Raw genomic sequence first — 14,341 nt, 5'->3', positions numbered from 1 at the left:
GCGATCTCCTTCCGAGCGCGCCCGGCCCCCGCATCCGGAGGAGATCTGCGTACCGGAGGAGATCTGCGCACCGGAGGACGAACTCGCGAAGTTGATCCTCCCTTCCGTAGATCTCCTCCGCATCGAACGCGCCCCCGCACATCCACCTTGCCGAATCGAACGATTAACGATAGATTTCTATTGTTGTTCGATGAGAGGTGGAGTCATGGCGAAGTCGACGATCATCGTGCTGCGGGTCGTGATCGCGCTGGCGCTGGTCGGGTCCGTGGCCGTGCAGGCGCTCATCGTGCCGCTGCTGTGGCTCGACCTCGCCGACGAAGAGCTGTGGGGACGGATCGCCTTCGTGTCGATCGTCGTCCTCGGAGTCGGCACTCTGCAGGTCTTCGGCATCTGCGTGTGGTTACTGCTCACGAAGGTGCGTCGCGGATCGATCTTCTCGACCTCGTCGTTCCGCTACATCGACGTGATCATCGGCGCGATCCTTGTGGCCGCGGCTCTCCTGTGGATCCTCGCGGCGATCCTCGCTCCGGGCTCGGCAGCTCCGGGTCTCGTCGCGCTCATCGGCGGAGCCGGCGTGGTGCTCGCCGGCGTCGCCCTGCTGGTCGTGGTGATGAAGGCGCTGCTCCGGCAGGCGATCGACCGCGATGTCGAGGCGCAGGCGCTGCGGTCCGAGCTCGACAACGAGGTCATCTGATGCCCGTCGTCGTCGACATCGACGTGATGATGGCGCGACGCAAGATGGGTGTCGGCGAGCTGGCCGAGCGCATCGGGATCACGCCGACGAACCTGGCCGTGCTGAAGAACGGGCGGGCGAAAGCCGTGCGGTTCTCGACCCTCGACGCACTGTGCGAAGTGCTGGAATGCCAGCCGGGCGACATCCTGCGCTGGGAGGCGTGAGGGGACCTCTTTCGTCGCGGCACCCACACACCCACGCACCCACGCACCCACACACACGCGCACCCACGCACCCACGCACCCACGCAACGGAGGAGTTCTGCGCCTCGGAAGGCCTGATCCCGGGATTCTCTCCTTCGGAAGCGCATTTCTCCTTCACAATGCCTGATGCGCGCGCTTCGAGACCTCGACACGGCAGCCATCGCACTCCTACGGTGCGGAGGAGAACAGCGCACCGGAGGATGGGATCGTCGATACGACCCTCCGCATCGCAGATCTCCTCCGCATCGACGAGGTCAGCAAGAGAGGGACAGCACTGGATGCCGGACGCCGAGCCCCCCGGAGGCCAATACCTACCGCCGCGCGAGCAGGTCGCGCAGTCGCGCGGCCTCGCCCTCGGGCATCCCGTAGCCGTGCTCGGGCGCCGGGTAGTGCCCGCCGCGCACCTCGTCGGCATAGGCCGCGACCCCCGCGATGGACACACCGCGCACATCGGCGTAGCGCTTGACGAACTTGGCGGCCCCGCCGGCGTAGATGCCGAGCAGGTCATGGAAGACGAGCACCTGGCCGTCGGCATCCGCTCCGGCCCCGATGCCGATCAGCGGAATGCGCAGCAGGGGCGCGAGAGCGGCGGTGACCTCGGACGGCACTGCTTCGATCACGAGCAGCGAGACTCCGGCATCCTGCAGCGCGAGGGCGTCGTCGATCACGGCAAGCGCCGCCTCGGCCGTGCGTCCCTGGGCGCGGTATCCGCCGAGCGAGGTCGCAGTCTGCGGCGTGAGTCCGACATGGCCGACGACGGGGATGCCGGCATTCACGAGCGCTCGAGCACGGTCGACCGTGGTGCCGCCGCGCTCGATCTTGACCAGGTCGACGCCGGCCTCCTTGATGAAGCGCTGCGCGGTCGCGAGGGCGAGCTCATCCGACGCCTCGTACGAACCGAAGGGCAGGTCGCCGACGAGCAGTGGATTCGTGAGTCCGCGCCGCACGGCTTTCGTCAGCATCAGCATCTCGTCGGTCGTGACGGGCACGGTGCTGTCGTAGCCGAGCACGGTCATCGCGGCCGAATCGCCGACGAGCACCAGGTCGACGCCGGCCTCCTCGACGATCTGCGCACTCGGGAAGTCGTACGCGGTGACCATGACGATCGGCTCGCCGGCATGCTTCTTGGCGTCGAGATCGCGCAGAGTCAGTCGCTTCGTCGGGGCGGCGTGGGCGCTCATGGCGTGAACCCTCTCAGCAGGTGGTTGTCGATCAATCGGGCGGCGCCGACACGGGCGGCGACGAGCAGCAGGGCGTCGCGGTCGATGCGGGTGACGGGCTGAAGCGTCTCAACATCCCGGAGTTCCAGGTACTCGACGTCGATTCCCGCCTCGGCGAGAACATCCCGGGCAGCGGACAGGATGCCATCGCCATCGCCGATACCGTCGCCGTCGCCCGAACGGTGCGCCGCATCCGCCGCGTCGAGCGCACGGTTCAGCGCGGTCGCCCGGGCGCGAGCATCCGCGTCGAGGTACACGTTGCGCGAGCTCATGGCGAGTCCGTCGGGTTCGCGGACGATGGAGCACGCCTCGATGCGCACATCGAGGTTCAGGTCACGCACGACCCGCCGGACGACGAGCACCTGCTGCGCATCCTTCTGCCCGAAGTACGCGACGTCGGGCTGCACGATGCCGAACAGCTTCGTGACGACGGTCGCGACGCCGTCGAAGTGGTGGGGGCCGCGGCTCGCGCCGTCGAGCACCTCGGTGATGCCCGCCACGTGAATGTTCGTGGCGAAGCCGTCGGGGTAGATCTCGGCCGGCTCGGGGGCGAAGAGGATGTCGACACCCTCGGCTTCGGCGAGCGCGGCGTCACGCGCTTCGTCGCGCGGGTAGGTGCTGAGGTCTTCGTTCGCGGCGAACTGGGTCGGATTGACGAAGAGCGAGACGACGACGAGGTCGTTCTGCGCCCTCGCCGCGCGCATGAGCGAGAGGTGCCCCTCGTGGAAGGCGCCCATGGTCGGGACGAGCCCGACAGTCCCGCCGTCACCGCGGGCGTCTCGAACCGCGGTGCGCGGTGCGCACCTCGGCGATCGTACGGAGGATTCTCATGACCGGGGCTTTCTGTCGGCGACCGCTCGGGTGGCGGCGGCGAGTGCGTCGAAGAGGTCGGCGAAGTCGGCGGATGCTGCGCGCTGCCGCGCGACGGTCGCCTCGTCGCCGCGAGCGATCGGACCGGTGAGGGCGGATGCCGCGCCGGACGCCACCCAGTTGTCGACCGTCTGCTGCACGAGCGGTGCGAGGTGGGCGCGATCCAGCCCGGAGGGAGCCGCGAGGCGCTCGGCGGCGTCGAGCACCGTGAGCACGAAGTTCGAGGCGAAGGATGCGGCCGCGTGATACGCCGCGCGGTGGGCGTCGTCGACGCGGAAGGGTGTCGCACCGAGCGCTGCGGCGAGCTGCTCGGCCACCGCGAGCGCCTCGGGTGTGCGGCCGTCGACCGCGACGCCGATTCCGCGGAAGACCTCGGGCGTCTCGGTGCCGGTGAAGGTCTGCAGCGGGTGGATGCTGAAGTCGACGTCGGCGAGCGACGTCGCACCTGAGACGTGCGCGACGAGTCGAGCATGCGGTCGCGCGGCGAAGGCCACCGCCGCGATCGCCGAATCGGGAACGCAGAGCAGCGCGATATCGGCATCCGGCATCCGGGCGTCGCGACGCAGCGGGCCGAGGACGCCGAAGCCCCCTGCACGCAGGGCCCGGGCGAGAACGCCGCCGAGACGGCCGGCGCCGACGATGGCGATGGTCGTGTCAGGGGCGAGAGCAGGGGTGCTGTGCATGTCGATTCCCCGGCCGAGAAGGGCGGCACGGATGGGATGAGTATCCGCCCGAGACCGGGTACGCGCAAAATCTCGGAGCATCGTGACAATCCGAACGCGCCCAGCCCTTGTCACTCTGCTGCGCAGAACAGGCAGAAACCTGCTCGCAATGACCTCTCGATCTCGCCACCCTCCCGCGACCCCACCGATCCGGAGGGGATCCTCGATACGGAGGGCCGATTCCCGGCATCCGCCCTCCGTACTGCAGAAATCCTCCGCATCGAGACCGAGGTCTTACGCTGGAACGTCTGCCCCATCCCCGGGCACCTTCTCTGGAGCATCCCCATGTCTGCACTCGCGGTCGACGATCGCGCCCGCTATCGGGCGAATCCCACTGTCCTCCAGGCGCTGAAGAGTCCGCGGATGCTGACACGCGAGGTGCTCGCGGGCCTGGTCGTGGGTCTCGCGCTGATCCCCGAGGCGATCGCGTTCTCGGTGATCGCGGGCGTCGACCCGAAGGTCGGGCTGTTCTCGTCGTTCATCATGGCGGTGTCGATCGCGTTCCTCGGCGGGCGCCCCGCGATGGTGACCGCGGCGACCGGAGCCGTCGCGCTCGTGATCGCACCGGTCGCTCCGACCTACGGGATGGACTACTTCATCGCGACCGTGATCCTCGCGGGCATCTTCCAGGTGCTCCTCGGGGTGCTGGGCGTCGCGAAGCTGATGCGATTCATCCCACGCAGCGTCATGGTCGGGTTCGTGAACGCGCTCGCGATCTTCGTGTTCAGCTCGCAGTTCCCGCAGCTGATCGACGTGCCGTGGCTGGTCTATCCGCTGGTCGCACTGGGGATCGTCGTGATGATCGTGATGCCGAGGATCACCAGGGTCGTGCCCGCGCCACTCGTGTCGGTGATCATCGTGACCGGTGTCGTGCTGGCGTTCGCGATCACCGTGCCGACGGTCGGCGATCAGGGCGAGCTGCCGAAGAGCCTTCCCGAGCTGTTCATCCCGAACGTGCCGCTCACCTGGGAGACGTTCACGATCATCGCTCCGTTCGCCCTCGGGGTCGCGCTGGTCGGGCTCATGGAGTCACTGCTCACCGCCAAGCTCGTCGATGAGATCACCGACACCCACTCGAACAAGACGCGCGAGTCGTGGGCGCAGGGCGTGGCGAACATGCTCTCCGGAATCTTCGGAGGCATGGGCGGATGCGCGGTGATCGGCCAGACCATGATCGGCGTCAAGGCATCCGGGGCGCGCACCCGCATCTCGACGTTCTGCGCCGGCATCTTCCTGTTCCTGCTGGTCGTCGTGTTCGGTGACTTCGTCGGCACGATCCCCATGGCCGCCCTCGTCGCCGTGATGATCATGGTCGCGATCGGCGCCTTCGACTGGCACAGCGTGAAGCCGTCGACCCTCAAGCGGATGCCGAAGAGCGAGACCTTCGTGATGGTGGCGACCGTCGTGCTCGTGCTCCTCACCCACAACCTCGCGGTCGGCGTCGTCGGCGGGGTGCTGGTCGCATCCGTGCTGTTCGTGCGCCGCGTGGCGCACTTCGTGTCGGTCGACCGCTCGGTCGAACGCGCGGTCTCGGGCGACGTCGCGCGCTACGTCGTGAACGGCGAACTGTTCTTCGCCTCGAGCAACGACCTCACCACCCTCTTCGAGTACCCCGACGACCCCGAGCATGTCGTGATCGACCTGTCGGGATCGCACATCTGGGATGCGTCGACCGTCGCCGCTCTGGATGCGATCGAGACGAAGTACGCAGCGCTCGGCAAGAGCGTCGAGATCGTCGGGATGAACGAGAGCAGTCAGCGGATGCGGGGACGGTTGACCGGCGGGTTCGAGTAGCGATCCACCCGGACGCGCCTCACCGCACGAGGGCGGGCCGCTTGCTGTCGAACTGCCAGTCGGGCACGAGGTACTGCATGCCGATCGCGTCGTCGCGGGCGCCGAGCCCGTGCTCGACGTACAACTCGTGGGCCTCGGCGAGCCGCACGCGGTCGATCGTCACACCGAGTCCCGGCCGGTCGGGCACGCGCACCGCGCCGTCGCGGATCTGCGGTGCATCGACCGTGAGCTGCTGACCGTCCTGCCAGATCCAGTGCGTGTCGAGTGCCGTGATCTCGCCGGGCGCGGCGGCACCGACCTGCGTGAACATCGCCAGCGAGATGTCGAAGTGGTTGTTCGAGTGCGAGCCCCATGTGAGGTCGAAGTCGTTGCACAGCTGCGCGACGCGCACCGACCCTGCCATCGTCCAGAAGTGCGGGTCGGCGAGCGGGATGTCGACGGCATCCGATCGGATCGCGTGCGCCATCTCGCGCCAGTCGGTCGCGATCATGTTCGTCGCGGTCCGCAGTCCGGTGCGCCGCCGGAACTCCGCCATCACCTCTCGACCCGAGAACCGGCCCTCGGCACCGCAGGGGTCCTCGGCGTAGGCGAGCACGTCGCGCAGTCGTCGACCGATGCGCACCGCATCCTCCAGCAGCCACCCGCCGTTCGGGTCGAGCGTGATGCGCGCCTCGGGAAAGCGCTGGGCGAGGGCGGTCACGACGTCGGCCTCGATCTCGCCGTCGAGGACGCCGCCCTTGAGCTTGAAGTCCGAGAATCCGTAGCGCTGCTGGGCGGCTTCGGCCAGGCGCACGACGCCCTCGGCCGTCATCGCCTCTTCGCGTCGCACGCTCTCCCAGCTGTCGCCGCTCTCGCGCAGATAGGGGAGGTCGGTCCTGTCGGCATCGCCGACGAAGAACAGATAGCCCAGCATCGGCACGCTCTCGCGCTGCTGACCGTCGCCGAGCAGTTCGGCGACCGGCACGCCGAGGTGCTGCGCATGGAGGTCGAGAAGCGCCGACTCGATGCCGGTGACGGCGTGCACGGTGGTGCGCAGGTCGAACGTCTGCAGCCCGCGGCCACCGGCGTCGCGATCGGCGAAGCGCGTAGCGATCGACCGCAGCAGCGAACGGTATCGGCCGACCGGCTGACCCGAGAGCATCTCGCCGGCCTCGGTGATGGTGCGGCGGATCGGCTCTCCGCCGGGGACCTCGCCGAGACCCTCGCGTCCGTCCGAATCCGTCACGATGACGATGTTGCGGGTGAAGAACGGCCCGTGCGCGCCCGAGAGGTTCAACAGCATCGAGTCGTGGCCGGCGACCGGAACGACCTCGACTCTGTCGACGGTGGGAACGGCGCTCATGCGGACGCCTCGCGCCGCCCGTCGATGAAGCGCGGGACGTGCCACGGGTTGGCGTCGCGCAGCGCCTCGGGCAGCAGCTCATCGGGGATGTTCTGATACGCGACCGGCCGCAGGAAGCGCTCGATCGCGAGAGTCCCGACGCTCGTGGTGCGCGAGTCGCTCGTCGCCGGGAACGGTCCGCCGTGAACCATGGCGTGCCCGACCTCGACCCCGGTCGGCCAGCCGTTCGCGAGGATGCGTCCGACCTTGCGCTCGAGCACCGGCAGCAGCGCCGCCGCGAGCTCATTGTCGTCCGCGCTGAGCTGCAGCGTGGCCGTCAGCTGACCCTCCAGACGCGACGCCGCCTGCACCAGCTCGGCGACATCGCCGTACCGCACCACCAGCGATGCCGCACCGAAGATCTCCTCGTGCAGCACGTGGTTCTCCTCGAACGATTCGAGGTCGGCGGCGTGGATCACCGGCGCGGGAGCATGCGGACCCTGTCCGTCGGATCCCCTCGCGAGGATCTCGGCGTTGGCGTCCCTCGTCTCGACGCCCTCGCGCCACGCGGCGGCGATGCTCGGCGAGAGCATGGTCTGCCCTGTGGCCGCGCGCAGCGCCTCGGATACGGCCTGCAGGAAGGCGTCGCCCTGCTCGCCCCGCGGGACGAAGACGATTCCGGGCTGCGTGCACAGCTGCCCGCTGGATCCGGTCGCGCTCTGCACGTACCCCGCGGCGAGCGCTCCGACATCGCCGCGCAGAGCGCCGGGCAGGATGAACACGGGGTTCACCGAGCTCATCTCGGCGTAGACGGGGATCGGCACCGGCCGCGCCTGCGAGGCGCGCACGAGGGCGAGACCGCCTTCGCGGGAGCCGGTGAACCCGACGGCCTGGATCTCGGGGTCGGAGACGAGCGCCTGTCCGACGCTGCGGCCCGGGCCGAAGATGTGCGAGAACACTCCCGGGTGGAGTCCATGGGCGTCGATGGCACGCGCGATCGCCGCCGCCACGAGCTCGCTCGTGCCGGGGTGCGAGCTGTGCGCCTTGAACACGACCGGGCAGCCGGCTGCGAGGGCGGATGCGGTGTCTCCGCCGGCGGTGGAGAACGCGAACGGGAAGTTCGACGCCCCGAACACCGCCACCGGCCCGAGAGGGATCTTGCGCTGACGGATGTCGACGCGGGGCACCGGCGTGCGGTCGGGCTGCGCCGGATCGATGCGCACGCCTCGGTGCTCGCCGGCTCGGACGACCTCGGCGAACAGCCGCAGCTGCCCGGTGGTGCGCGCACGCTCGCCGAGAAGACGCGCCTGCGGCAACCCGGTCTCCTGCATCGCCCGTTCGATCAGTGTGTCGCCGATCGCCTCGATCTCCTCCGCGACCGTCTCGAGGAAGGCTGCGTGGGCCTCGGGCTCGAGGCGCGAGAACGTCACGAACGCCTCTGCGGCGGCCGCCGTCGCCTCGCGGAGCTGGTCGACGTCGATCTGCGAGTAGGGCGGATCGAGCTGCTCGTCGGTGTCGGGCGCGATGGCGTGCAGTGCCGAGCCGGTGCCGGCGACGGAGCGCCCGGCGATCGAGGAATGCCCGGTGAGGACGGGAACGGTCATGTCACTCTCCTTGAGTCGAGGGTGGGGATGGTGAGGATCAGACGGGGACGGACTCGAGCAGCCCGGCGCGGTCGAGAAGCTGCAGGAGGTCGGCGTCATCCTGCTCCGACAGGTCGTGCAGCGGCGGGCGGACCGGTCCGACGCCGTGTCCGGTGAGACGCAGCCCAGCCTTGACGATCGAGACGCCGAAGCCGCGGCCCCGATCGCGGATCGCGATGTACGGGAGCACGAAGCGTCCCAGCTTCTCGGTCACCGCGACTCGGTCCTGGGCACGCACGTCCCGGTAGAACTCGAGGGCGAACTCGGGAACGAAGTTGAACATCGCGGACGAGTAGGTGCTCATGCCCATCTGCAGCAGCGGCAGCGCATACGTCTCCGCCGTCGGCAGCCCGCCCAGGTAGAACAGCCGCTCGCCGTTGCGGACGTAGACCGAGGCGAGGTGCTCGATGTCGGCCGTCGCATCCTTGAAGCCGATGACGTTCTCATGTCGGTCGGCGAGGATCGCCATCGTCTCGGCCGAGTAGATCGCGTTGCCCCGGTTGTAGACGATGATCGCGAGACGGGTCGCTGCGGCGATCGCCGAGACGTGCTCGACGAGACCGGGCTGGTCGCACTCGGTGAGATACGGGGGCAGCACGAGGATGCCCTCGGCACCGGCCTCCTCCGCGGCGCGAGCATTCGCGATCGCATTGCGGGTCCAGCCTCCGGCCGACGCGAGCACCGGCACCTCGGGGCGGGATGCCTGCACGGCCGCGCGGACGACCGCAGCCGACTCGGCGGCATCGAGGCTGAAGCCCTCGCCGGTGCCGCCGGCGGCGAACAGACCGGCGACGCCGAATCCGGCCTGCCACTCGACGTGCTCGCGGTAGCGCTTCTCGTCGAACTCGAGCTCCGGCGTGAATGCCGTCGCGGGGAACGAGAGGAGACCTTCGCGAAGGTGGTCGGCCAGCTCGGTGGGCGTGAATCGTGCCACGGTGCACTCCTGGGGTGTCGCGCCGGTGTCCGGCTCGGATCTGAACAGTCGTCACGCTATGCGGGAAACGATGCGCCTACAAACCAAATGGTGGATGGATCAATGCGCCGCCTGCATCAAAGCGCAGACATCTCCGGCACTGGCGTCGGGAGCGGCTCGCCTGCGAGGTACGCCCGGAGGTTCGCCAGCGTGAGGTCTCGCATGTCGCGCCGGGTCTCGTGCGTCCCGCTGCCGACGTGGGGCAGCAGCGTGACATCGTCGCGGATCAACCGCTCGGGCACGTGCGGCTCGTGCGCGAACACGTCGAGACCCGCCCCCGCGATCTCACCGGCTTCGAGAGCGGCGATCAGCGCCTCCTCGTCGACGACCGAGCCCCGCGCGATGTTCACCAGGAACCCGTCCGGTCCGAGGGCGCGGATCACCTCGGCGTCGACCAGACCCTCGGTCGCGGCTCCTCCGGGAACCGCGATGACGAGCACATCCGATCGGCGTGCGAGTTCGACGGCGGATGCCACGTGCTCCCACGGCACTCCGTCGACCGGGCGGCGGGTCGTGTAGAGGATCGTCCCGTCGAATGCCGCCGCGCGCCGGGCGATCGCCTGCCCGATGCGGCCGAGGCCGAGCACGCCGACCGTGCTGCCCGAGAACCGACGCGTCAGCGGGAAGCCGCCGGACTCCCAGCGGCCCTCGCGCAGGAACCTCTCGGATGCCCCGAACCGTCGGAACACGTCGAGCATGAGCCCGAGGGCCGTATCGGCGACGCAGTCGGTGAGCACATCGGGCGTGTGGGTGACCTGGATGCCGCGTGCGACCGCCTGAGCCACATCGGTCGTGTCGTAGCCCACCCCGAAGTTGGTCACGATCTCGAGGTTCGGGAGCACAGCCATCAGAGCGGACGGGACACCGTTGCGACCGCTCGTGACGACGGCGCGCACCTTCGCGGCATCCGCGGGATCGAGGGTCGTGAGGTCGTCGGGAAGACGCACCACGGAGTACTCGTCCTGAAGCGTCCGCTCGAGAGAGTCGAGCAGTGGCCCCGCCTGGGCGACGGAGCCGGGGGCGACGGGCGAGGGGGCATCGATGATGTTCGTCATGGCGCGAGACTACGACCCGTCAACGATGCAGTTCCATAAGCGAAGTTGCATGAATTGATGCGTCCGATGTATTCATCGGGCGAGAACGGCGGAATCCCGCGGATCGCCGCATGTCGCTCCACCGCTGCCGAGCGCCGAGCCCCGGTTCCGCCCGCCGATGCGTGCCGCGCATCGGTTGACGCTCGTGAAGCGGTCTGCGACATTCTGAACGAGCCGACGACCACTCTGGGCCTCGGCCGTCCCCTACCTGGAGGAACCGATGAAGCTTTCTTCCCCCCGACGCAGAGCGGCCCGCGCGTCCGCCGTCACCGCTGGAATCGCGTCGATCGCACTGCTCGCATCCTGCTCGGTCGCGAACTCGGAGTCGCAAGGCGGCGGCGAGGGTGGCACCGAAGACACCCTCCGCGTCGTGCTCACGCAGGAGCCGCCCACGCTCGAGGCATGCGACGCGAACCTCACCTCGACGGGTGTGGTCGTGCGCAGCACGGTGACCGAGCCGCTCGTCGAGCGCAACCCGTCGACCGGAGAGCTCGAGCCGCTGCTCGCCACCGAGTGGGAGCAGACCGGCGACACCGAGTGGACATTCACCGTCCGCGACGACGTCACGTTCCAGGACGGCACCCCCTTCGACGCCGAAGCGGCCGCCTACTCGATCGACCGCGCCGTGAACGGCGACCTCGGCTGCAACGTCGAGGGCTACATCTTCGGTGACGACGACCTCGAGGTCGCCGCCACCGATGCCACCACCCTCACCGTGACCACCCCGAGCCCCGACCCGATCCTCCCGCTGAAGCTCTCGTTCATCGAGATCGTCTCCCCCGAGACCTCGAACACGGAGTTCGTGCGCGAGCCCATCGGCACCGGCCCCTACGCGATCGGCGACTGGCAGGCCGGCACGAAGCTCACCCTCGACCGCAACGACGACTACTGGGGCGACGCTCCGCAGTTCGCCGAGGTCGAGTACCAGTGGCGGTCGGAGGGCACCGTCCGTGCCGCGATGATCACCAGCGGCGAGGCAGACATCGCCCTCGGCCTCAGCGCCGAGGACGGCATCGGCGACTTCGGCGTGAGCTACCCGAACAACGAGACGATCGCACTGCGCTTCTCCGGGCAGACGGCGCCGCTCGACGACATCCGCATCCGCCAGGCGATCAACTACGCGATCGACCGCGAGGGCATCGTCTCCTCCCTCTACCCCGACGGCGACGTGGTCGCCGCGCAGCTGATCCCCGAGGGCATCGTCGGCTTCAACTCCGACCTCGAGCCCTGGGAGTACGACCCCGAGAAGGCGAAGGCCCTCGTCGAGGAGGCTGCGGCGGACGGCGTCCCGACGGACACGAAGATCCTCATGCCGGTGCGCACCGCGCAGTTCCCGAAGGTCAGCGAGCTCGGCGAGGTCCTGCGCGAGCAGCTCGCCGCCGCCGGCCTCAACGTCGAGCTCCGCATGGTCGACACCACGCAGCACCTGCAGTACCAACTGAGCCCGTTCGTCACGAACGAGGGCCCCATCTCGATGCTCATCCAGCACGGCAACCAGGCGGGTGACGCGCAGTTCACGGTCGAGCAGTACATGCTCACGGGCGGTGCGCAGGCCGAGTTCGGCGACCCGGGTCTGGACGAGCTCATCAACACGGCACGCACTCTGACCGGCGATGAGCGTCAGGCGGCCTACGAGGACGTGTTCGCCTACGAGCGCGAGAACGTCGTGGCCCTCGCCCCGATCGCGCACCAGACGGTCATGCTCGGTCTCGCCGACCGCGTGACGTACGAGCCCAACTCGTCGACCGGCGACGAGCTGCGCATCAAGGAGGTCTCGCTCGCGGGCTGACCGCGAGCGAGAGTGAGAGGCGGGCGACCATGTGGACCTACCTGAGAAAACGGATCCTGCAGAGCGCGCTGCCGCTGATCGCCGTCGTACTGGGTGTCTTCGTGCTCGCCCGTCTCACCGGCGATCCGTCGCAGCTGTACCTTCCGCTGAACGCCACCGACCAGATGCGCGAGGACTTCGCCGCCCGCAACGGCTTCGACCAGCCGCTGTGGAAGCAGATGGGCGACTACTTCCTCGGTGTCCTGCAGCTGGACTTCGGTCAGTCGCTGCGCACCGGGGAACCTGCCGCCGAGATGGCGCTGCGCGCCTTCCCCGCCACCCTGCAGCTCGCCGCGGTGACGATGATCCTCGCGATCGTCATCGCCATCGTGCTCGGCAGCTGGGCGTCGCTGAAGCCGAACGGCATCGCCGATCGCATCGTGAGCTTCTTCTCGATGACGGCGGCCAGCGTGCCCGACTTCTGGGTGGCGATCCTCGGCATCTGGATCTTCGCGATCACCCTCGGCTGGCTGCCGACATCCGGAACCTCCGGCGCTCTCGTCTGGATCCTGCCGGTCGCGACGCTCATGCTTCGGCCGGTCGGGGTGCTCGCCCAGGTGATCCGCGGGTCGATGGTGACCGTGCTCGGGCAGCCGTACATCCAGGTCGCCCGCAGTCGCGGCGCCGGCCAGATGCACATCGTCTCGAAGCACGCGCTGCGCAACGCCGCGGCGCCCGCCCTGACCGTCGCCGGCGACCTGACCGTCGGTCTCATCAACGGCGCGGTCGTGGTGGAGTCGATCTTCGGCTGGCCGGGCATCGGCAAGCTCATGATCGACTCGATCCTGCAGCGCGACTTCGCGGTGCTGCAGGCCGCGGTGCTGATCACCGCTCTGGCGATCTTCGCCCTCAACATCATCATCGACCTCGGTTACGCGCTGCTGGATCCCCGCGTGCGGCCGACCTCGGGAGCCAAGGCCCGTCGCCGCGGTCCCGGGGCACTCTCCGACACGAAGGCAGAGGTGCTGACGAATGTCTGACAACGCATCGACCGTCACCGTCCTCACGCAGAAGGCGCGCGGAGCCCGCTCGTCAGGTCGCGCCAACCTCTGGCAGCTGCTGCTCAAGGACAAGGTCGCCACCGCCGCCGCCATCGTGCTGTCGTTCATCGTGCTCACCGCGATCATCGGTCCGCCGCTGTTCGGCGAGATGGCCCAGCGACAGGACCTCGGCGCGCGCAACATGCCGCCGTTCAGCTTCCAGCTCGGCTGGGAGTACGTCCTCGGCAGCGACTCGCTGGGTCGCAGCCTGCTCGCCCGCATCATCACCGCCGCGGGAACCACGCTCGGTGTCGCGGCGGCCGCCGTGGTCGTGTCGGCGGTCGTCGGCTCGATCTGGGGCATGTGGGCGGGATTCCATCGCGGATGGCGCGAATCGGTCTCGATGCGCATCGCCGACGTCATCATGAGCTTCCCCTCGCTGCTGCTCGCCGTGGTGATCCTGTACGTGTTCAACCCGAGTGCGGCCAACATAGTGCTCGTGCTCGCGATCACCCGCATCCCTCTGTACCTGCGCACGGCGCGAGCGGATGCCGCCGAGCTGCGCTCGAGGATGTTCGTCGACGCCGCGACGAACTTCGGAGCCACGAACAAGGCCATCGTCTTCCGGCACATCGTCCCGAACGTCCTGCCCACGTTGGTCACGCTGGCGACGCTGGAGTTCTGCTACGTGATGCTGGCCGAGTCGTCGCTGAGCTTCCTCGGCATCGGCATCCAGCCGCCCGATGTCAGCTGGGGCCTCATGGTCTCGCAGGGACGCCAGTACCTCGCCGAGGCGTGGTGGCAGTCGGTGCTCCCCGGTCTCGCGATCGTCATCACCACGGTGTGCGCGAACGTCCTGGCCGCGTGGCTGCGTCTCGCGACCGACCCGGGCCAGCGCTGGCGTCTGCAGAGCAAGAAGCGCCGTCGTGTGATCGGCTCGATCGCCCCGCGTCGCTGAGT

At 68.8% G+C, this 14,341-nt stretch carries 13 protein-coding genes; 6 read left to right on the top strand and 7 right to left on the bottom strand.

From position 1 onward, the window contains the following. The first annotated feature begins 205 nt into the window (after positions 1 to 205). Together QRN21_RS08750 and QRN21_RS08745 are read left to right on the top strand one after the other, a co-directional pair. Positions 206 to 694: a DUF2975 domain-containing protein gene (locus QRN21_RS08750; RefSeq protein ID WP_053098445.1), complete on the top strand. Its 489-nt coding sequence runs from the start codon at positions 206 to 208 to the stop codon at positions 692 to 694. Then, entirely contained in the window at positions 694 to 897 is a 204-nt protein-coding gene (locus QRN21_RS08745; protein ID WP_042540715.1) for a helix-turn-helix domain-containing protein, read from the top strand. The genes QRN21_RS08750 and QRN21_RS08745 overlap by 1 nt, the downstream gene beginning before the upstream one ends. 350 nt (positions 898 to 1,247) lie before the next feature. On the opposite strand, the gene panB is transcribed toward QRN21_RS08745, so the two are convergent. The 3 genes from panB to QRN21_RS08730 all read right to left on the bottom strand — a co-directional run bounded on the left by panB (position 1,248) and on the right by QRN21_RS08730 (position 3,709). After that, positions 1,248 to 2,117, bottom strand: a complete 870-nt coding sequence (panB, locus tag QRN21_RS08740) for a 3-methyl-2-oxobutanoate hydroxymethyltransferase (RefSeq protein WP_285363702.1) — start codon at positions 2,115 to 2,117, stop codon at positions 1,248 to 1,250. Continuing rightward, positions 2,114 to 2,893 (bottom strand): pantoate--beta-alanine ligase, encoded by a 780-nt coding sequence (gene panC, locus QRN21_RS08735; protein ID WP_285363701.1) that lies wholly within the window; start codon positions 2,891 to 2,893, stop codon positions 2,114 to 2,116. The genes panB and panC overlap by 4 nt, the downstream gene beginning before the upstream one ends. A 90-nt stretch (positions 2,894 to 2,983) precedes the next feature. Next, positions 2,984 to 3,709 (bottom strand): DUF2520 domain-containing protein, encoded by a 726-nt coding sequence (locus QRN21_RS08730; protein ID WP_285363700.1) that lies wholly within the window; start codon positions 3,707 to 3,709, stop codon positions 2,984 to 2,986. A gap of 324 nt (positions 3,710 to 4,033) precedes the next feature. Here QRN21_RS08730 and QRN21_RS08725 point away from each other — a divergent pair, with 324 nt between their 5' ends. Further along, positions 4,034 to 5,542, top strand: coding sequence for a SulP family inorganic anion transporter (locus tag QRN21_RS08725; protein WP_285363699.1), 1,509 nt, complete (start codon positions 4,034 to 4,036; stop codon positions 5,540 to 5,542). Between the two features lie 19 nt (positions 5,543 to 5,561). Here QRN21_RS08725 and QRN21_RS08720 read toward each other — a convergent pair whose 3' ends face one another. The 4 genes from QRN21_RS08720 to QRN21_RS08705 all read right to left on the bottom strand — a co-directional run bounded on the left by QRN21_RS08720 (position 5,562) and on the right by QRN21_RS08705 (position 10,534). After that, entirely contained in the window at positions 5,562 to 6,884 is a 1,323-nt protein-coding gene (locus QRN21_RS08720) for an enolase C-terminal domain-like protein (RefSeq protein WP_285363698.1), read from the bottom strand. Beyond that, positions 6,881 to 8,467 carry an aldehyde dehydrogenase (NADP(+)) gene (locus tag QRN21_RS08715; RefSeq protein WP_285363697.1) on the bottom strand — a complete coding sequence of 529 codons (1,587 nt, stop codon included), beginning with the start codon at positions 8,465 to 8,467 and terminating at the stop codon, positions 6,881 to 6,883. The genes QRN21_RS08720 and QRN21_RS08715 overlap by 4 nt, the downstream gene beginning before the upstream one ends. Positions 8,468 to 8,504: 37 nt before the next feature. Beyond that, the gene (locus tag QRN21_RS08710) at positions 8,505 to 9,440 is read right to left on the bottom strand and encodes a 5-dehydro-4-deoxyglucarate dehydratase (protein WP_053098437.1); all 936 of its coding nucleotides are present in this window, start codon (positions 9,438 to 9,440) and stop codon (positions 8,505 to 8,507) included. Positions 9,441 to 9,556: 116 nt separating this feature from the next. After that, positions 9,557 to 10,534: a 2-hydroxyacid dehydrogenase gene (locus QRN21_RS08705; protein ID WP_285363696.1), complete on the bottom strand. Its 978-nt coding sequence runs from the start codon at positions 10,532 to 10,534 to the stop codon at positions 9,557 to 9,559. A gap of 259 nt (positions 10,535 to 10,793) precedes the next feature. Here QRN21_RS08705 and QRN21_RS08700 point away from each other — a divergent pair, with 259 nt between their 5' ends. The 3 genes from QRN21_RS08700 to QRN21_RS08690 are packed head-to-tail and all read left to right on the top strand — an operon-like array spanning position 10,794 to position 14,339. Next, complete coding sequence (locus QRN21_RS08700; protein ID WP_053098435.1) at positions 10,794 to 12,362, top strand: ABC transporter substrate-binding protein; 1,569 nt, start codon at positions 10,794 to 10,796, stop codon at positions 12,360 to 12,362. Between the two features lie 29 nt (positions 12,363 to 12,391). Beyond that, positions 12,392 to 13,381 carry an ABC transporter permease gene (locus tag QRN21_RS08695; protein ID WP_053098434.1) on the top strand — a complete coding sequence of 330 codons (990 nt, stop codon included), beginning with the start codon at positions 12,392 to 12,394 and terminating at the stop codon, positions 13,379 to 13,381. Then, positions 13,374 to 14,339: an ABC transporter permease gene (locus QRN21_RS08690; protein ID WP_053098433.1), complete on the top strand. Its 966-nt coding sequence runs from the start codon at positions 13,374 to 13,376 to the stop codon at positions 14,337 to 14,339. Before QRN21_RS08695 ends, QRN21_RS08690 begins: the two co-directional genes overlap by 8 nt. Positions 14,340 to 14,341: the final 2 nt, after the last annotated feature.

This window comes from Microbacterium sp. LMC-P-041 (assembly GCF_030209555.1).
Classification (GTDB): Bacteria; Actinomycetota; Actinomycetes; order Actinomycetales; family Microbacteriaceae; genus Microbacterium.
This window is presented reverse-complemented; position numbering and strand designations above follow the sequence as displayed.